This window comes from Streptomyces fructofermentans, from assembly GCF_014651055.1.
Taxonomy (GTDB): Bacteria; Actinomycetota; Actinomycetes; order Streptomycetales; family Streptomycetaceae; genus Streptomyces; species Streptomyces fructofermentans.
The window spans coordinates 94,976-114,745 of sequence record NZ_BMWD01000002.1 but is presented as its reverse complement, the minus strand read 5'-3'; the positions used below and the strand labels follow the sequence as shown (position 1 = coordinate 114,745).

Here is a 19,770-nt window from a genome sequence, read left to right as displayed (position 1 = left end):
CAGCAGATTCTTGCGTGCCTTGACTTTGTTCACACGCCTCTGTCACGGTGATGCCCTCACCGTCGAGACCGCAAGGAGTCCGCACCGTGCAGCCCTGGGCCAATCCCCCCGGTACGGTCGGCGTCGGGTGTCTGGCCCGCATCCCGGTCCGTCATCTGCGCGACGAGGAGCCCGGTTGTCCGATGAACCGTGCTCTCAGTGTTCGCCGCGACGTGTTCGCTGCGGAACGGGTTTCGTCCAAGACTCCACGCGAGGAGTTCCCGTTCGCGCTCGTGCAGGAACTGCTCGACCAACTGGAGTCCGGCGCGGCGCAGAGCATTGAAGAAGCCCTGGAACGATGTCGCCGGACCCGGTCCCGGTGCCTGCCGCAGCACGTGACCTGGTCGGTGGCGGCCGCCGAGCGTTACCTTGGTGCCTGGCGCAGAGACCAGGAAAGCCGCAACGGCGCCGGCCTCCCCCGCACGTTCCGTGCCCCGGACGCATGGATCGCGTTCCGCACGCCTGAGGAACCCGACGAGCGTGGCATCACCGCCTACGAGCGCACTGTCTGGGGGAGGCAGTACGTCTCGGACGACGCAACGCTGCGTGAACTCGTGATTCCCGCCAAAGGAAGTGCCAAGGAGCGTCTCCCGCTGCCTGAACTCGCAGCTGTCGCCTCTGTCCTGTATTACGGGACTCCGGCCCGCATTCCTTCCTTCGAGCACCACTGCCCAGCCCTCAGACACCCGGTGCCACCGCCGCGGCCAGAACGCGTCCGGGTCTACTCCGCTGGTCTCACCGAGGGCCGGGTCCGTCTTCTGCGCACAACGGAGACCGACGTCTTCGCGGACTGGACCGCTGAAGAGATCATGGACTTGCACGAGCAGCACGTCGTGCCCCGGCTCGGCCGTGTCCTCGACGGCCGCGAACGCATCGCCGGCCCCCACTGCGCGGGTTGCAAGGTGTTACCCCAGTGCTCCGTCGTACCGCGGGTGCCCGCTCTCCTCGTGCTCCCACCCCCCACGCGGCCTCGCAAGCGGCGCACGGTATCGGTCAGCGACCTGAGAGCACACCACGACTGTCCCGCCCGCTACCACCTGACCCGCGTACTCAAGCTGCCGAACCCGGGTCAGGAGAACGAGGCTGTGCGCAGAGGCCGGGCCGTCGACAGCTGGCTCAACGTCCGGCACGCCTCGGCGGACGCCCCGCCGTGCCGCGAAGTGCCTCTACCCGCAGACCTGCCCGGCCTCACGGACGGCGAGCTGGCCCCCGCCCTCGGTATGCTCCGGGCCCACCAGGCCCGGTGCCCGCTCGACAATCCGGCGGCGACGCGGTTCCGCCCGCAGCATCGAGTGACGGCCCACGACCCGCAGTCCGACGTCATGGTCATCGCCTCGTGCGATCTGATTTACGAGGAACGCGGCGGCGTCGTCGTTCGCGAGACCAAGACCACTGCGTTTCCACCGGGCAGCCGGTCTGTTCTGCTGGAGAAGCATCCACAACTCGCCCTCGCCGTACTGCTGCTAGCGGCCGGCGTACTCGGCGGCGATTCGCGACGGTCCCGCGTGGAACTGGAGATCCTGCGACCGGACGGGGTGTCCCTTGAGGAGTTCGATCCGGGCGACGAGGCCACGATCGACCACGCCCGTACCGTCCTTGCCTCGTACACCGTGCCCTGGTCCGCCGAGACCCGCTACGACGCGGTGCCCCGGCCCGGCTACGACTGCATCGGCTGCGAGGCACTGCCCTGGTGTGCCACCGGTAAAGAGCGCGTGGCTGCCGCCGGCTGAGGGAAGTTCCTGCTGTCTCCTCCACGTCGCTCATCGCACCACCTGGAGTGGAAACCGTGCCCACGAGTCCCCTTGCCACCTTCGATTCGTCCGCCGAATCGCTCGATGCCTGGGCCGCCCATGACGGCGTGCCGCTGCTAGCCACCGTGGCCAGGGCCTTGTGCGTCCTGGACCACACCACTGGGCTGGACGCCTTCCGTCTTCCGTATCCTCCCGTCGTCCAGCTCGCCCTGGACCGGGCGGTCGTCGCCTGGCTGCGCGGCGGGCTCCGGCCTCCCGCCTCACTGGCCGAATTCGTCCAGCGGTGTGCCGACATCCCGTTGGAGGACTGGCCGCTGTCGCTGCCGTCGGACGCCGTCGGCCCGGACGACGTTCTGCTCGACCCGTACTCGCACCGCCCCACCCAGTTGTGCCATGAGTGGAGCGAATGGGAACGTTCGGCGCCCGACCCGGCCGTGCGGCATCGCGACCAGCAGGTGATGCGGACCGCTCTGGACCGCTGCCGTAGCCACGGAGAGCAGGACGCGTACACCGAGTTCCGCAGCCTGCTGGTGCGGCGGCCGGTGCTGACGGCCCACGAACTCTTCGCCCTGCACGGTGACTTCACGCTGGAGCCGGTCTGGGAGCTCATCGATCTGATCTATCCGGAAGTCCCTCTTTCCTGGAGTCGGCACGGTTGCTACGCGGTGTGTGGCCGCTGCGGAACACTGCTGACGCCGGTTGCGGGCGGAGAGTGGTGGTGCGAGCGGGATCGCTGCCGACGGCAGGGAGACCCGCCGGTCGGCCGTCTGATCGAAGCGGCTCACGCCGGCACTGTGTATCAGCTGGAGCGCCCGCTGCGCCGACACGTCACCGGGCCCGGACTGGCCGAGGTGGAACTGGAGGACCGGCTCACCAGTCTGGGCCTCGACGTCACCATGTGGCCTGGTTTCGACGCCTACGACGTGCTGGTGGTCTTCCCTGACGGCCACCGCTGGGCCGTCGACGTCAAGGACTGGGCTCATCCGGCCTTCCTCGGCCGGGCCGCCCGCCCCGTGCGGCCCGAGCCTTCGTACGACGAGGCGTTCTATGTGGTGCCTGTCTACCGAGTGCGCGAGCGCCCCGGGTATCAGCAGGCGTTTCAGCGAGCCCGGCCCGCGGCGGCCGCTGCCGTACGCCTGCTCACAGACGACGAATTGCTCCGGGCTGCCCGGCAGCGGCTGGCCGAGTCGCGCCGTGGCACCCACGCCGACAGCCAGGAGGGCACAGATGCGTGACGAGAAAGCCTGGTGCGAGGCAGTAGCTGGGGAGTTGAGGGACGAGTGGCCCGAGGCCGGTGCCCCGGACGGGTTCGGCCCGGTCGAGTTGTGCCGCGTCGAGCTCGGGCTGCGGCTGCTCGAACGGCTTTCCCCTACGTCGGATGCCGGGGACGTTTATGCGCTGTTCGGCGGTTATCCGTTCGCGCAACACGCCGGGCTGGCACAACATCCGTGGCAGCGCACGGCCCTCGCCGCCGCCCGGCACCTCCTGTGGCCGATGCGGCGGCGCGCCTGGCGGCAGGCGCTCGACGCCTACCGGTCGGTCTCCGACAGGCTGAGGGCTTACGAGCTGCCGCCGGCCGGAACCACCGGCGGTCCTCGACCCGTGGTGCCGATGGTTGCCGGGCGCCGGATGGACGTCTACGACCAGGCCCTCAGCCGGCTGCCGGACCTGGTCACCCGTGCCCTCAAACCAGCCCCCGCAGGGCCGAGTTCCTTCCAGGAACGCCGCCGCAACGCCTCGGTCACCATTCCCGAGGAACTCGTCCGCGCCAACCCACCCGGCCACGACCTCGCCGTAGGACGGCCCGGGGGCGGCGAGCCACTCCGGGTGTGCCGCGCCGAACTGCGCGCGACGGCCAGGTGGATGGATGAGCGTGAGGCGGAAGTCCCGCATCCGGGTCACTGGGAACACCGGCTGGAGGGGGTCAGGTTCGCGCCCCGCGATGTCGCGGGAACGGACTACACCGAGGCCGACGAGGTCGAACTGGCCGGCATGGTGCACCTGGCCGGCATGGTGGGTGCCGGCAAGAGCACGTTCATGATTCTGGTGGCAGTCTGGGCCGCCCGGCGCGAGATTCCGCTGCGCACCACGCTCGTCGTCGGAGACGTCGCCGAACAGCTACGGCTGTGCGGTCTCTTCGAGGCGCTCGACATCGCCGTCGCGCCGGTGCTCGGCACCACCACACGCGAGCAGCACGTCCAGCGGCTGCACCGGCGGCTCTCGGCCCGAGGGTTGGACAACCTCCTCGACCACGACGACTCGGGCTTCGACCTGCTGAGCACTGCCTGCGCGGTGAGCGGTCTGCGCGGCGTGGACGGCGATCCGCTGGAATACCGCGACGCACCATGCGCCCGTCTGCATCCCGAGCCACAGCGCGGCCCGGCGGAACCGGAGTCGGTCGTTCTGGAGCAATGGACTCCCGACCGGAGGAACACCGCACCCCGCCAGGCCCACGCCCCGGACCGATTGCCCGGCCGCCCGCACGGTTGCCCTCTGTGGGCCGATTGCCCGCGCCACGCGGCTGCCCGCGCGCAGGTCGACGCTCTGATTTGGGTGGCCAACCCGGCCAGCCTGGTGCAGAGCCAGGTGCCCGCGCATCTGAACGACGAGCGGCTGCGCCAGCTGGAACTGGCCTGTCTACGCAGCGATCTGATTTTTGTGGACGAGGCGGACAGCGTCCAGATGGCACTGGACCGCCTCTTCACTCCGTCCGGCACGCTGGTTCGCCCCGACACCGACTCCTGGCTCGACCAGCTGAACCGCTACAAGATCGAGGAACTGAGCAGGCGCGCCCGCCTGCCGCTGACCGACGGCCAGGTCGCCCAGTGGAACCGGGCCCTGGGAACCGTAACTCTTGCCGTCGATCCGCTCTGCGCTCTGCTGATCAAGGACGAGGACCTCCGGGAGTGGGCTGATCCCGCCTACTTCAGCCCGTGGACCCTCCAGCAGAGCCTGCTCGACGACCTGTTCCGCGACGTGACCCGACGCCACCGCGAAGGCGTGCAGCGTCAGGCGGAAGGGGACGCGTCCGCCGCGGACGACATGGTCGACGACAGCGCTGAACTCTACGAGGGCTACGACGACGTGGTGCACGAGCCCGGCTCTTCCCCGCACCTCGCGCTCTCACCGGCACGCCGCCTGCTCGAGGAAGCCTGGGACGCCTTCCGCGATGATCCGTTCGGAGAAGGCGACGCCCCCGACCCGCTCACTGGCGTCCTCACCGACACTGCCGACGCCCTCCTGCACCACATGGCAGCGGGCCGCACGAGGGATCGGGTGCGTGAGCTGGCCGGTCAGCTCGTCGATCGGGTGACAGAGGAGGTACGGGCCGAACAGCCCGCATCCGCCACGCCCCCGCCCGAGCCGACTAAGGACTGGTGGGACGTCCTGTGCCTGCGGCTCTCCTTCCTCCTGCTGCTCAGCACCCTCCACCACAGGCTGGAGCGGCTCACCTTCCTGTGGCCGCACGTGGAGGCCGCCCTGCGACTGGACTCCCAGGGCAGGGAGCTTGCCCGGCGAGTCCCCTTGGACTACGCCCCGCTGGTGCCCGAGGCGCCCATGGGCAACATTCTCGGCTACCAGTACCTCCCGGACGGAGAGGAACGCGACGACGCTGGCCGCCGCGGCGGCACCCTGCGCTTCTTCCGGTGTGCCGGAGTGGGACGCGAGCTGCTGCTGAACCTGAACAGCCTCGGCGCCGACCCGGCCACCGGCCGTGGCGGCCCGCACATTGTGTTGATGTCCGGTACCAGCTGGGCCGGCGAGTCCAGCCGCGCCCATGTCCGCGTACCGGTGAGCCTCGTCCTCAAGCCCACCAACGCGTCCCTGGCTGCGGTGGCCCGAACCTCGTTCGCCACCCGTTTCCTATACGACCGGGACGGCCGCCCGATGAGCCTGTCCGGCACACCACCGCGCGACCGGCTAGCCCAGGCGGTCGCGATGGCCCGGAGGCTCGGCGAACCGGGCCCGGGCGGCACTTCGGTGCTGGGCCAGGAGATCAGCCGTATCCCTGAGACGACCCGGCGCCGAGCGCTGATCCTCGTGGGCAGCTACAGGGAAGCCGCTGCGGTCGCCGAGGCACTGCACCGGTTCGACGCCTGGCGCGGCAAGGTGAGTGCGCTGATCCCGGACGACGAGGCCCGCGGTAGCGACGGACCGGCCACCGCCCCGGGGCAGCGGGACGAGACTCCGACGACGCTACGGCGTGGCGACGTCGCCCGCTTCGCCGACGATCAGACGGCAGAAGTCCTGGTCGCTCCGCTGCTGGCCGTCGAGCGCGGCCACAACATCCTCAACGACGAGGGCAAAGCGGCCTTCGGCACGGCCCTGTTCCTGGTCCGCCCGCACCCCCGCCCCGACGACCTCGACCTGTCTGTGTTCGCCGTTAACGACTGGTTGAGCGGCATGCTGCGCGACCAGCCGCGCCGCGACAGCCTCGACGGCCCGCACACGCTCACCGAACTCATGGAGAAAGTGGGATCGCTGGACGAGGCGGCCGGAGCCCTGCGCCAGCAGGGCCGCCGCGAGTGGCGCCGACTGCTCAACCGCAGGTACGCCTACAGCTCACTGCCCGCCTGGGAGAAGCGCGCCTTCGCCTGGGACCAGCTCGTCACGCTGTGGCAGGTCATCGGCCGTCTGGTGCGCGGCGGAGTGCCCGCCCGAGTGGTGTTCATCGATGCCGCCTTCTCGCCTCGCCTGGCGAGACAGCTCGCACCCGCCAGCACAGGCCAGCCGTCCCCCGGGACCGATGTGCCGGGCACCGACGGCCTGCTCCACGCCCTCGCGGGCATCCTTGACCCCTACCTGACGGACCGGCCCGACACCGCCCCGCCCCACCCCGACCCGGCGGCTCGCTCTCTCGTCCGTCTCCTGTACCAGCCGTTCTACAACGCCCTCCGCACGATGACGCACCGCTGACCCCCCCCGGACTCTGCTCGCGAGGAGCCGTCACATGCCACCCGTCTACCGCTCCGCCCGCACCACGGCCTGGCGTCCAGCCGACGCCCTGGCCTCTCACACCGCGCCCTACCGCGTCCTGCCCTTCCCCGAGCAGTGGCGCGACGCCGTCCTGACCCTGAGCAACGCGCCCCGGGTGGCAGCGGGCCAGGAACCTTGGAAGACAGCACCGACCTGGCGCCTGGAACAGGTCCTGCAAGCGTTCGCCCCCGACGTCCTCGCTCTGCCACGCCCATTCCACGACCGCGACCCGGGCGCGCCGGCCCACTGGCTCTGCGCGCCCGCCGACCTCCCCGATCCGCTCCCCGGCCCGGTCCTGGACACCGTGCTCAAGCACTGGCTGCGTGACCTGCGGCCCGAGCCCGAGTACCGCGGCCTGTTGAAGGAGACCATCGCAGAACTGGCCGCCCATCCGCCGCGCTGGGAGACCGTCCACCACGAACTCATGCCGCGTGACACCCCGACCGACGGTGGCACCGCACGTCCGTCAACGCACCAGTACAGCCTCAGCCCGGACTGGCTGGCACGCCGGATCCTCGCCCTGGGCCCGTACCCGTACGACGGGGGGCAGCTCACCTTCCGGGCCATGCCACGTGGACCGCGTGACCAGGGTGCTCAACTCGTCTCCGAGCCGATCCGGTTCCCCGGGCCGGACGAGAAGCAGGACTCCTGGTGGTCAGTAACGCTGTCGATCACGCTCCAAACTGTGCCGTTCGACCCGCTGCCACGCTTTAACCTCCGCTGGTCGGTTCGCCGCTGGGCCACTCGTACCAGCGCCAAGACGGGCCGTTTGCGCCTCCCGTGGGGTGCGAGCACCACCGTCCTGCTGCGCCCGCGCAGGCCGTTCCTGCCGGGCACCCCCCGCAGCGAGCGGTTCGCCGTCGCCGCTCTGGAGCGCTACTGGGACAAGAACCTGGGCGAGAAGGGCGACTTCGCCGACCGGTGGCGCGCGGGCGGCCCCGCAGCGATGCTCGCCGGGCTGCCCCTGGGCGAGCCCTTCCCAGACGCCGACGCGCTCCTGACTGACCCCTCGTCCTGGCTGCGTGACGACGCCCGGGCCGGCATCCTGTACCGCACCGCGATGGGCCGGCACGACGTGGGCCCCGGCTTCATGGCACACCAGCTCTCGCAGCTCACCGCCTGGGCGGAAGGCGCCCTCAAGTCCGAGCTGCGCCGTGCCCCGGACCTCGCGCTGATCGATCGGGGCACGCCCGCGAACATCCCCAAGGGCGACAAGGAGACGGTCGAAGCGGAACGATGCGCTCAGCGCCGACTGGCGACGGCCTACGCGCTGGACGCTCTCGACGGCGTGGCACGCCAGGATGGCACTCCCGTGCTGGAGACACGGCTGCTGTGGCAGTCGCCGCGGCTGCGCGACGCCGCTTTGGCTTCTCTCGCCGAGCATCTGGGCCTCAAGGGCGACGGCGGGTCCTTCACCGCACAGCAGTACGACGAGGCCACGGCCGGCGCACCGGTTGTGCACGAGTGGTCCGCTCCGGAGCTGACCGTGCGGGTCCACTGCCTGCGCCCGCTCGTCGCGCTCGGTGACCGTACCGCCGACAGCCTCCTTGCTCCCCTCGATCTGCCCACCGGCACCCACGTCAAGGACGCCCAGGTGGCCGCTGCGACAGTGGCCCGCCGTGACAGTGCCGCACAGTGGTTGGCCGCGGAACGCACCTTCGACGCGCCGGCCCTCGCCCTTGTGGAGATCGGCCGCGCCGCGTCCTATCCGAGCAGACTCCACGACCCGAAGTTCGCCATGCGACTGGGCTGCGCCAAGGCGGGCTTCGTCACACAGTTCACCACGGTGCCTGTGACAGGCGACGAGAGCGGCAAGGGCGCGGAGACAGCGTCCAGCCTGAGGCACCGCACGCTCAGTGCTTGGAACGACGGGCTACGGCAGCTCGGCGCGCGCACTCTCCCCCGGCTCGCCGAGGACGACGGACTGCCCGACGGGCTGCGATATGCCGCTCTGTGGATGGTCCGCAAGAACCGTACGACCCGGAATCGCTGGGCCGCCTACCTCCCGGTCGGCGTCATGGTCACCCCCGACCCGGCCGGCACCGGCGCGGCCCGCGTCGAAGGCTGGGACCCCGAGGCGCGCTCTGGCGCCGGCGCCTGGGTCCCCTACCCCGAACTCCTGCTTAGGCTGACCATCAAGGCTGAGGTTAAGCCCGTTCTGCCCAGCCAGCGCGGCTCACAGGAGGACGAGGCCGACATCTCGGATGCGCAGAAGGAAAGTGGGACTGAGCGTCCGAAGCGCTACCAAGAACGCGAACGGCAGCGCCGTGAGGCCGCCGAGTGGCTCCAGGGCCTGCGTGCCTCCCTGCGCACCGGGCCAACCGTCCTGTTCGCCGAGGCCCACAACGCCCGCTCGCACTGGACCTGGCTCCAGGACGGCCGGATCGAACGGGATCGCCTGCAGGACGGCCTCGCTCCTGCTCGCCGCCTCGACCCAGACCTGCGGATGGTCCGGGTCCGCGCAGGCGCCCGGAACGAGACACCGCAGTGGTGGGGGAATGCCCCGGAGGGCACCGCGAACGGCATCCAGCAGGGCTTGTGGGTGCCAGAGGATGCCGCTGAAGACGCCCGCGTGTTCTTCAGTACGACGGCCAAGCCCGTGCAGTTCAAGCACGCGGCGGTGGCCGCCGACAAGCTCTCGCCCCGGCCGATCGCCCAGGGCAAACGCAAGGGTGAACCCACCATTGACACCGGCCAGGCCGCCTGGATGCCGGGGCTGGTGGAGATCGCCGTCGTCGGTTGCCACCGGGATGACGGAGACGACCCGAAGTCCCTCGCGCTCCTCACCCATGTTCTTCGCCAGCCCTCGGACTACGACCAGGCCCTCGCCCTGCCCTTGCCGCTCCACCTGGCTGGCCTGGCGCAGGAGTACGTCCTGCCGACACCGAAGGACGACGAGGCGGAAACGGGAGACGCAGGGGCCGCGGTTCAATCCGGTGCTTCGGACGATGTGGATGACGCGCAGGACGCATCGCCGGTGGAACAGCCTGTGCCGAACTTGGAGTTGGAGGCGCTCGACGTCGACACGGAAGGGCAGCTGCAACTGTTCGAGATGTAGGTCTGGCCCGTAGTCGGTGGTGACGGGGTAGCCATCACCGATCATGGGTTCAAGCCCGGCGCCCGGACAGCCGCGCTCGCAGCAGGCCCACGGCCATGCTCACGCAGAGAAGCCGCCCTCACAGACCAGATCTTGCTGGGTAGGGTGATCCGTGTTGCCGCAGGGCTCGGCACTGAGTCAGGAGCGGGGGTGGGGACGGGTGTCGATACCCGCTCTGCAGGCCATGGAGCGCGCCCGGGCCGCCGGAGGCCGCCTCGTGGACTTCACTCAGCGGGAGAGCCGCGGCATCGGACAGGTGTGCCTGTGGGACTTGGTGGCAACCATCGGGCCGGAGCCCGAGGACCGTGATGCGGCAGCCTGGATTATCGCCGACGAGATCATGCGGGCCCGCACCGACCTGGACGACCTCGCATACCGGCTCTGGCGCGACAGTGCCCTGGCCGGCACCCCGCTGGCCGGCCCCGATCGCGCGCACGTCCTGCTCTACACCGGCCCGGTATTCGAGGCCAACGACCCCACCGGTGTTACCGGCTACGTGGGCGAGTGGCTCTGGTACCTCTCCACCCGCGACCTTCCCCCCGAGCCGGGGCGCAGCGTGGAGATCCTGGACCCGCCCTCATCGACGGTGACGGACAGCGGGCCGGATGGGCTGGTGATCCACCGAGTGCCCGGCAGCGAGCTGGGGTTCGTCTTCCGGTTGTGGGAGATGAAGAAATTCACCGCGGAAAAGACGAAGCCGAGCGACACGATCCGCAAGGCATGGCAGCAGTTGAACACCTGGGGGGCGCGGTACCTGGGCCAGATCTCGTGGGGAGGTCGGGAGCTGACCCCCGACACCCGGGAGTTCGTCGCCTCAATGGCTCGGCAATGGGTGGACGCGAAGGCGTCGGGGAACGGCGGGGTCAGCATCGCGCTCGACGCCACGTACACCCCGGACACGGCCTTCGAGCGCTCGCACCAGCACTTCACCACCCACACTCACCCGGGCGCGCTGCAGGGCGTGGTGGTGGCGATCGAGGATCTTGAAGACTTCGCGAAGGACGTGAGGAGGTACGTATGGAGCGCACTCTAGACCCGGAGCTACTCGCGTCCGCGCTCGGCGAGCACCGGGCGGGCGGGGTGCTGCCCAGCGCACAGGACCTGCTGGCGGCGATGACCGAGCTAGAGGTCGCGGCCTTCCGCGGTGAGCGGGAGATCGAGGACGAGACCCTCGCCACGGCGTGGTACTTGCACGGGCTCGCCGCGCTCGCCCCGGAGACTCCTGGCTACGACGCGGTGCGGGTGCGGCAAGCCTTCGCCACAAGCGCGCACCTGATGGACCTCGCCCTGGGCGACGAACGCCGACCCGAGGCTGAGCGGCTCCAGATCGCCTTCGCCGCCCAAGCCGGGTACCGGCGCAGCGAGCAGGACCCGAACGCCACCGCCGTCTACCGGCAGGTTCGCGCTCTCGTCGACATCACCGGTGAACTGCGCGGGCACATCGGTACCCTGGCGGTGGAGGCCGGCGTCGTCTTCCTCGGCTTCGACCGCCCGGAGCTGGGCCGGGCGGTGCGTGCGTGGCGGCGGCAGCTGCGCGGGGTGCGGGCCTTGATGCGCCGCGAGTCCCTGGCAGGGACCATGTACGGGCCCGCAGAGGCCGTCGTGGAGGCCGTTGTCCACCTCTACAGGTTCCTGGGGTTCGGCGAGGAGCGGGATCTGCTGGCGGCGCAGCGGCTGCTGCGGGACGTGATGACGCAGACGGCCGGCCGAGGCGACCGGCTGGCGCGGTGGGTTGCCGCGCACCTGTTCCAGCTGAGCGGGGAGATGGCGGCCAGCAGCCTGTACCAGCTGCTCCCCCCGGGAACTCCCCCAGAAGTGGCGCGGAGCTTTGCACTGTCGAAGCCGCCGGTGATGACGCTCTGGCCGCCGCAGCGCCAGCTCCTGAAGCTCGAGCGTGGCAACCCGCTAGACCCGGCGACGTCACGAAGTCTGATCAGCGTGCCGACCAGCGCGGGCAAGACGTTGATGGCCCAGCTGGTGATCTGCTCGCACCTGGCGCAGCGCCCTGGGCGCGTGGTGTATGTGTCCCCGATGCGCAGCCTGGGGCGGGAGATGCGCGGGACGCTACGAGGCCGGCTGCGGGTGCTCGGGCGGCGCCTGGCCGCAGAGCAACCGGAGTTCCCGCTGGGCCCTTGGACCTCCCCGGCCGAGCCGGACGGCGGGGACGTGGAGATCGTCACCCCCGAGCGGCTCATGCACATGATCCGCAACAACCCCGGCGAAGCACTGGCGGAGGTCGGGCTGGTCGTCGTCGACGAGGCCCACCACCTGGGCCAGGGGCGGCGCGGCTTCGTGCTGGAGAGCCTGCTCACGCTGCTACAGGCCCGCAGCGACATCCGACTCGTGCTGCTGTCCGCGGCAGTCGGCAACAAGGGGGACATCGCCTCGTGGCTCGACCCGCATCGCCCCGAACGAGAGGTCTACTTCACCGACACCTGGCGGGGCCCGCGCCGGATGCACGGGCTCATGTACCCGAACCTCATGGCGGAGCACGCCGAGCTGACGGAGCGACGGCCGACCGCGAAGCACGCCTCGCCGGTGCTCGCCGCCGTGCCCGTCGAGACACTCCTCGATGTCCGGCCGACCGCCTCCTCTGCCATCGCCCGGCTGACTACCGGCGAGGTAGGCACGCGGCGCTTCGCCAGCTCCGCAGGTCGGTGGAATGCGCGGACCCGCCTGCCAGGCGGGATCGCCGACTACCAGGTCTTCGCAGCTGGCGCCGCGGAACTCACCGCGAACGGCAGCGTGCTGATGGTCGTCGGCACCAGGCGGGCAGCCCGTGACGCGGCACTCGCCATCGCCGAACGCCTGCCCGAGCGGCCCGAGTCCGCGGCCCTGACCGACTACCTCGCCGACACCCTCGGCGCGGAGCACCCGCTGGTGCGCTGCACCCTGCACGGCGTCGCCTACCACCACGGCGCCCTGCCCGAAGACGTCCTCCACGCTGTCGAGGGCGCGCTGCGCCGCGACGCGCTCCTGGCGATCGCCAGCACCAGTACCCTCACCGACGGCGTCAACCTGCCCGTGCGCACCGTCATCGTCCACCACAAGGTCGACGGCGACCCGCTCACCTACGACGGCCAGCGCGCTCTGTCCCCCGCTGAACTCCTCAACGCCATCGGCCGCGCCGGGCGGGCCGGCCGGGAGAGTGAGGGGTGGATCTTCCTGACCCGCCCCTACCCGCCCCGACCTGCCGAGTTCGACTCCCTCAGCCCCGACCCGGAGCAGTTGCGCGTCGTCTCCGCACTGCTGACCGGCGAGGCCCTGGCCGAACTCGCCGCCGCCGAGGACACCCTGCGGCAGGACGCTGACGGAGTCTTCGCGCTGGCGGACGGCATCGCCGCGGACTTCGCCTCGTTCGTCTGGCTCGTCCTGCAGCTCCATGCCACCTCGCCGGCACCGCAGGGCAATCCCATCGACGCCCTGGACGCACTGTTCGCCCTGTCCCAGAGCGGCAACGGGCGGCACACCAGCCGGTGGCTCACCCTCGCGGACAGGGTCGCCACCGTCTTCGAGAACACCGACCCCACCCAGGCCGGCCGGTGGGCCGCCACCGGCACCAGCCTGGGGTCGGCCCGCTACCTCGACTGGCTCGCGAAGCAGCTGGCCGTGCTGCTCGAGCGGCACACGGTGGACGACGCCACCGGAACCACTGGGGGCGACCGGCTCGCCGAGCCGGAGGAATGGCCGCTGCAGCGCACCCTCGACTTCCTCACCGAGCACCAGGTCTTCGACCGTCTGCTCGACCACGTACCGGAGGTCACCAAGACGTGGAGCTTCAAGGACAAGGAGACGCGGGGCACTCAGATGAACGTCCCGATCGCCCCCGCGCTCCGCGAGTGGATCTCCGGCACCACGATCCCCGACCTCGCCCATTCCTGGCAGCCCGGCGTCGCTGCCGGGTGGGCGCTCGAACAGGCGGTACGCAACATCAGCACCGCCTTCGGGCACGCCCTGAGCTGGACCGTCGGCGCCCTGATCAACCTTGTCCATACCAGCCCCGCGCTCCCTCCCGGCGTACCCAGGCTCAACACACACACTGCCTGGCACATCCGCCACGGCGTCGACACCGAGCAGGCCCTGACCCTGCTCACCTCCGGCATCACCTCCCGACGCATCGCCCACCTCCTTGGCCGCGACGCCGCCCGCCTAGGGCACCGGTCGGCCGGCCTGCGGCAGTGGACCGCCCAGCACCACATCGACGGCTGGACGCAGCAGTATGGGGCGAGCGACTACGAGATCCAGGATCTCCTCGACTACGTCCGCACTCCATCCGACCCGATCAACCAACTCCTCGAGAACCGCGCCGCCACCACTCCGTTGACCCGGCTGATGGCAGGGACACCCGACGGCCCGGTCAACGTCGCACGGCCCAACGAGCGTCACCCGACCATCCGCGTCGCTCGCGACCGCCGCCGGGTGGCGACCGTGCCGGCGGACCGCCACCTCGATGTCCTTGCGATGCTCGACAGCGGCCTCGACCTCGACCACCGTCTCCACAACGGCCAACTCGTCACCACCCGGCGCACCCGGTAGCGCCTGCCCCTCTCGGAGGGAACCAGGCGCGGGCTGCGGTCAAGAGGAGGGCGATGCACCGCAGAGTCACCGACTTGCCGTCGCTCGTGGAGGCGTTGATACGGACGCACGGGGACTCCGCGCCCAGGTTCACTGACGCGACCCGCCCGGCGGGGCCGATCTCGATGATGGGTGCGGACTCTTTGGTGGCGTCCACAGCATCGCGCTGTTGGACGGGGTCATCATGCCGCTGGCGACGTGATCCGCTGGAGGCACGGCCCTCTCATCGATCGCAGCGCCCGCTGACCGTGCCGCACATGCTGGGCACGGCGCTTCCGTCGGAGGGCGGGACCCAGCAGTGTCCGAGTGCCCGACAGACATGCGGGACGGAGTCGAGTACGGACGGCTAGTGTGTGCGCAGCCGCTTGAGGAACGTCCTGACCAGGGCGTCCAACTCAGCGTCCTTGGCCGTTTCTTCCACCAGGATTCGTTCGATGTGAACGAACCCGCTGTTCCGCCAGTGTCGATCCCTGGTCCCGTCAGCCGCCAGTCGGCCGCGGTGATGGGGTCCGTCGACTTCGATAAGGCCCGCCCTGCCTTCGCGAACGACTAGGAAGTCGGGCGTCCATGTGTTGCCGACTCCTACGCGTCCCAGCGACAAAGGAAAGATGGAGATGGTGGCATCGGCGGGGAGGGCAGCCTGGGCGCGCTTAAGCGCCTCATAGACCCGTATCTCCTCGCAGGAGTCAAAAACGAATCCGTCGCGTCGCAGTTCCGGTTTCGGATCGGTGACACGCGCGGCGTGGTTCGTTGTGGTATCGGCGGTGAGCCGCCCCTGAAGAGCTGACCTCCAGTCCGCGGCCACGTCTGGCAGCGCTGGCCCGACGTAGACGGAGTGTGCTTCGACGCCGTTCCGTTCAGCGATCGGTAGGAGGGCGTCCCGGATTTGCGCAAGCAAGTCCTCAGAGAACCGGTCCATCAGCCATCCGGGAACCAGAAGGCGGGCATCCATCCAGTCGCCGAACCTGTTGCCGGGAGACCACTCGATTCCTTCCACATCCAGTAGAAGGGCTGCCGCCTGAACGTCTCCTCGCTCATGAAGGAACCAGGCACTCTGCCCGAGGATGGTCTCTTCTACAGATAGCGCTGCCTTTTCGCTTGAGACCTTGCTGACGTCTGAAGTCACCGTTCCACACTAAAACCTCGGTCTGACAGTCGAACCCCCGTTGACCAAATCGCGGCGACATCGCCGCCGTGGAGCAGATCACGACTTCCGTTCGTCGCCCATGAGCGACCCCGCACAGGGTGTCGAAGCGCTGTCTGGACGGCGGTCTGTGCCGACCCGATCGCTGAAGAGGGAAGGAGCAGGTGCTTAGACCGTGTCCTATGTGGTGAGGCGGACGAGTCGTTTGTAGCAGCAGAGGGCTGCGGCGAGGCCGAGAAACGCCAGGTAGTTGCGGGGGTGGCGTTCGTAGCGGTGGTTGAGTCTGCGGTAGCCGGTCAGCCAGGACATGGTCCGTTCGATGACCCACCTTCGGCGTCCCAGCCGTTCGCTTGACTCGATGCCCTTGCGGGCGATACGAACGCCAATGCGCCTGCCGCGTAACCATTTCCGCAGGTGGGGGATGTCGTAGGCCTTGTCGGCGTGGAGACGCTGAGGCTTGAAGTAGCGTCCCCTGTAGGGGTCGTGTCTCGTTTGGTGCCCGGTGATCATGGGCTTCAGCGCGAGGCTGTCGTGGACGTTGGCGGCCGAGAGTCCGACGAGGAGGGGCAGTCCGTTCGCGTCCGACAGAACGTGCATCTTGGAACCGGACTTGCCTCGGTCCACGGGACTCGGACCTGTGAGTTCGCCCCTTTTTTCGCCCTCACGTGGGCGGAATCGAGCACGGCGCGAGAGAGGTCCAGCAGGCCGGCGTCGTCGAGCCGGTGCAGCATCTCCTCGTGCAGCCGACCCCACACTCCCGCCCGGGACCAGATCAGGAACCGGCGATGCGCGGTCGACTTCGATATGCCGAAGCACGGTGGCAAAGCCCGCCAGGCGCACCCACTGACCAGCACATAGATGATGGCCGCGAACAGCGTTTCATCAGGCGTGTCCTGCGTCCCACCGCCCTGCGGCCGCACCCGAGACGGCGGGATCAGCGGCTCCGCGATCTCCCACAGCCCGTCCGGAACAATCCAACTCCACGTACCCCGCCCCATAACCAAGCCCAACGACCCAGCCCCACATAGGACACGGTCTTAGAAGGCACCTGCTCTGTCTCAGTGGCGGCAGCCGAGGCCGAGTACGCCTGGCGCAGGAGGAGATCGTCAGTCGCTGAGTCGACGACGTGGTGGAGTTCCGCTTCAATGTTCAGTTTTCACTGCCCCTTTCTGCCCTCTTTGGGGACCGGCCCGGCAGGTCTCCTGTGCGTGGCTTGCTGCTGTGATCAGAAACGTCCCCCGCATACGGGCGGAGACTCGAACGTGCCGTCAAGTGCTCGCAAGCCGCCTGTTGCACTCGTCACTGAGGCAGCCTCGGCGGCGGCTATGCCTGGCGGCCATAACACGGGATCGCCGGTTGGCCAAACCGGCGCTTCTCCTGATCATTGTCTGCGTTCGTTGACGGACATTGGGATCTCCTTGCCTGCGCCAGGCGATGACTGCGTGCGTGCGGGTGGGAGGGGGAAAATGCTCGTCGGTCGGGGACCAGACCTGGGGACCAGTGCATGGTGCACGCAGTGGCCTCGCAGTGTCGGTGTTGATGAAGAGCATGCAAGTGATGAAACGGCGTCCTTCAAAGACTGGACGAGACGCCGTTCTGGTGCCTGGAAGGGGTAGCGGTGTTGCGGGGTTCGAGTTGCCGAGGAGCAGAGTCGGGGGAACTTGTGGGTATCGAGCTGTCGTTGGCTGACGTTCCGCTCGGGCCGTTCGAGGGTTCGTTGGTCACCGTGTATTCGGCCAAGAGCAAGGGGGCCAATCTGCACGTGTCGAGGCAGTGCGGACAGTTGCGCACGTCCGAGGTGCGGACCGCCGACGTGCCGCTGGAGACGGCGATGTTGCGGCGGTTGTGCTCGCGATGCGCGGCATGGGGTGTCTGGGGCCGGCCGGGTACCGGACTGGGCATGTTCCTCGGGGCTCTCGGCGGAACGGGGCTGCTGTACCAGTTGCAGTCCTACGTGGAGCCGGACGAGGACGAACGCTGGACCGATCGCGAGGCACGGGAAGCCGCCGAACTCCTTCGCACTGAACAGGATGTCGACCCCGATGATGACGAGGAGGAGGCGGAAGGCGGCATATCGCGGCGGGAGGCACGTGAGGATGCAGAGGAGCTGCGCGGTCTGATCTTTGCCCACTGGCGCGGCGCGGGACGGAGCCTGCATCGGGCACAGGCCGTCCTTGTTCATTTTCCCTGGCTGGAGGAGTGGGCGAAGCCGTCACTGACGGTCAAGACGCGGTACCTGGAGACGCTTCGGTCTCAGGCGGCGCGGTTCGTAGACCCGGAGGAGCTTGTCGTGGCTGCTGCCGCAACGGCACTCCCTGTGCCCGAGCTTCCGCACGCGGATCCAGCTTTCGCGGTGCTCGGCGGCAACAGCCGGGTGTCCAGGGCACTGGTGGACCTGTGGCACCGGTGGCAGAGCGCGGCCGAGCGGCCCTGGGAAGGTCCGGGGACGCGTGCGTACCTCTCGTACGAGATCGTGCGAGGCATTCGCAGCAATCGGAAGGGCTACGACGAGGCCCGCGCCGAGGCAGCGCGCCTGATCGCCTCCTGGGACGAACAGGCCCGGACGGCAGCGACGCTGGCCGACCGGGCACACAGATGCCGGCTGACGGCGCAGATACCGGAAGCACCCGAAGCCACGCCACAACATGGGAGCCGGGACTTCCTGGACGGACTGGATACCTGGACGCTCGGTGCGCTGCTCACGTGGACCGTTGATGCCGACTGGGGCAGCGGCGTCCTCACCCTGGAAGTGCCTGATCTCGTCGCCGAACGGCTGCTGAGCCCGGTGAGCAGCCTTCCGTGCAGTCCAGCCGCCGTGGCGGCGGATCTGCCCGAACCTGACCGCAGTCCGCAAAGACGGCCGGGCATCGTCCGCCCGGGTGTCTTCGATGACACCCCGGTCTTCGACCGGCGCCCGGTTACCCTCGATCACATCCGTGCCCTGCGCACACTCGGGCCAGGTGCCGACGAGCTTTACCTCGTCTTCTCGGCGAGCGGGGGAGCGGAAGTACTGCCTCTGGACACCATCGAGCAGCGGCTGGCCAACGGGTGGCTGGGCGTCCTCATCGCAGGGGCCCGTGACCTGCCCGGAAGCGTACTGGGCCTGCAGGAGCTGGAACAGAGTCCCGAGCCGGAGGCGCGTGAGGCCCGGCTGCCCGGTCGCGGCCAGGGCGTCCACGATGCGAATTTCGGCGAAGGACTGGGTCTTGCCGAGGGCACACGCCGGACCCTTCGCCAGACTTATGGCACCGAAGACCGGGATCTGAATCTTCGCCTGCTGGCCCTGGCGCGCGGCGCGCACGACCTGCGAAGCCTGGACGCCGGACGGCCTGGCGGGCTGCCGGTGGCCGTATGGCACGGCCTGCTCACCGAGGACCGCCTCAGCCTCGCGCCTTTCCGGCAGCCCGGCAGCGACCGTTGGCGAAGCGGCAGCGGCCTCCCTCTGGGGCCCTTGGCCGCAGTCCAGCTCTACACCACCAACGCCAGCCCTCTGATCGAGGGCAAGGGCCACTCGCCGCTGTGCCGGCACGCCCACGAACGTGCGGTCGTGGCCGGCGACGACCTCCTCACGGTCGCCGACCTCATGGCGCGCACCGACTTCGACTGGTGCAGCAAGTGCGGCGGCTACGCCATGCGCAGGCTCAGCGACACCCAACTGTCCTACTACCGTGCAGCTCACCAACTGCACGGTATGAAAGGGCGACTCGACGGCGGGAGCGGAATTCCCGACACCGAGATCTCCACGGTGATCGCTCGCCTGGACGAACTGGCAGCCTGGCACGCGGATGATGAAGCAGAGTGGTGTGGCAGTGATTCTTGGCAATGGCAGGACACCATCCGCGAGCTCAGGCGGCGAGTCGCGAGTTCTCACGCCGTGACCGTCCTTGGTGAACCCGCCTCCTGACCAGGCGGCGGTCCTCGGACGTGCGTCGCGGATGCCCCGTCGGCGATGACACAAGCGTCTCCTCCAACTGGGCCGAAAGCTCGGCGAGGTTGACCTGGGGACCAGATCTGGGGACCAGTGGTCGGTGCTTGGATCTGCCTTTCGGCGGTGGCGGTGGCGGAGACCAGAGGGAAGAGGAATGCGCCCCAGCGGCCGACCTCCTGACCGACAGCAGCCCTTGGGCCCCCTCGTCCGGGTGGGCGCCCTTCTTCGCTGGAGGTCGCCGATCCGCTCCTCATGAAAT

At 69.3% G+C, this 19,770-nt stretch carries 9 protein-coding genes; 7 read left to right on the top strand and 2 right to left on the bottom strand.

Translation table 11 applies throughout. From position 1 onward, the window contains the following. The first annotated feature begins 86 nt into the window (after nucleotides 1–86). The 6 genes from IE265_RS03595 (at nucleotide 87) to IE265_RS03570 (ending at nucleotide 14,400) form a co-directional block, all read left to right on the top strand. A complete protein-coding gene (locus IE265_RS03595) occupies nucleotides 87–1,769 on the top strand; it encodes a PD-(D/E)XK nuclease family protein (protein ID WP_190033835.1) in 1,683 nt (560 codons plus the stop codon). Between the two features lie 56 nt (nucleotides 1,770–1,825). Next, nucleotides 1,826–3,025: a pPIWI_RE_Y domain-containing protein gene (locus IE265_RS03590; RefSeq protein WP_190033834.1), complete on the top strand. Its 1,200-nt coding sequence runs from the start codon at nucleotides 1,826–1,828 to the stop codon at nucleotides 3,023–3,025. Continuing rightward, entirely contained in the window at nucleotides 3,018–6,707 is a 3,690-nt protein-coding gene (locus IE265_RS03585; protein ID WP_190033833.1) for a pPIWI_RE_Z domain-containing protein, read from the top strand. The genes IE265_RS03590 and IE265_RS03585 overlap by 8 nt, the downstream gene beginning before the upstream one ends. A 34-nt stretch (nucleotides 6,708–6,741) precedes the next feature. Beyond that, nucleotides 6,742–9,825, top strand: coding sequence for a pPIWI_RE module domain-containing protein (locus IE265_RS03580; protein ID WP_190033832.1), 3,084 nt, complete (start codon nucleotides 6,742–6,744; stop codon nucleotides 9,823–9,825). 199 nt (nucleotides 9,826–10,024) lie between these two features. Continuing rightward, nucleotides 10,025–10,897 (top strand): hypothetical protein, encoded by an 873-nt coding sequence (locus IE265_RS03575; RefSeq protein ID WP_190033831.1) that lies wholly within the window; start codon nucleotides 10,025–10,027, stop codon nucleotides 10,895–10,897. After that, the gene (locus IE265_RS03570) at nucleotides 10,882–14,400 is read left to right on the top strand and encodes a DEAD/DEAH box helicase (RefSeq protein ID WP_190033830.1); all 3,519 of its coding nucleotides are present in this window, start codon (nucleotides 10,882–10,884) and stop codon (nucleotides 14,398–14,400) included. Before IE265_RS03575 ends, IE265_RS03570 begins: the two co-directional genes overlap by 16 nt. Nucleotides 14,401–14,785: 385 nt before the next feature. Here IE265_RS03570 and IE265_RS03565 read toward each other — a convergent pair whose 3' ends face one another. Next, nucleotides 14,786–15,565: a hypothetical protein gene (locus tag IE265_RS03565; protein ID WP_190033829.1), complete on the bottom strand. Its 780-nt coding sequence runs from the start codon at nucleotides 15,563–15,565 to the stop codon at nucleotides 14,786–14,788. A gap of 198 nt (nucleotides 15,566–15,763) precedes the next feature. After that, nucleotides 15,764–16,581 (bottom strand): IS5 family transposase gene (locus IE265_RS03560; protein ID WP_190033828.1). Its coding sequence is split into 2 segments (ribosomal slippage): nucleotides 15,764–16,233 and nucleotides 16,233–16,581, totalling 819 coding nucleotides; the frame shifts between segments, so codons are not numbered across the junction. Nucleotides 16,582–17,246: 665 nt separating this feature from the next. Here IE265_RS03560 and IE265_RS03555 point away from each other — a divergent pair. Further along, a complete protein-coding gene (locus tag IE265_RS03555) occupies nucleotides 17,247–19,487 on the top strand; it encodes a hypothetical protein (RefSeq protein ID WP_229916009.1) in 2,241 nt (746 codons plus the stop codon). Nucleotides 19,488–19,770: the final 283 nt, after the last annotated feature.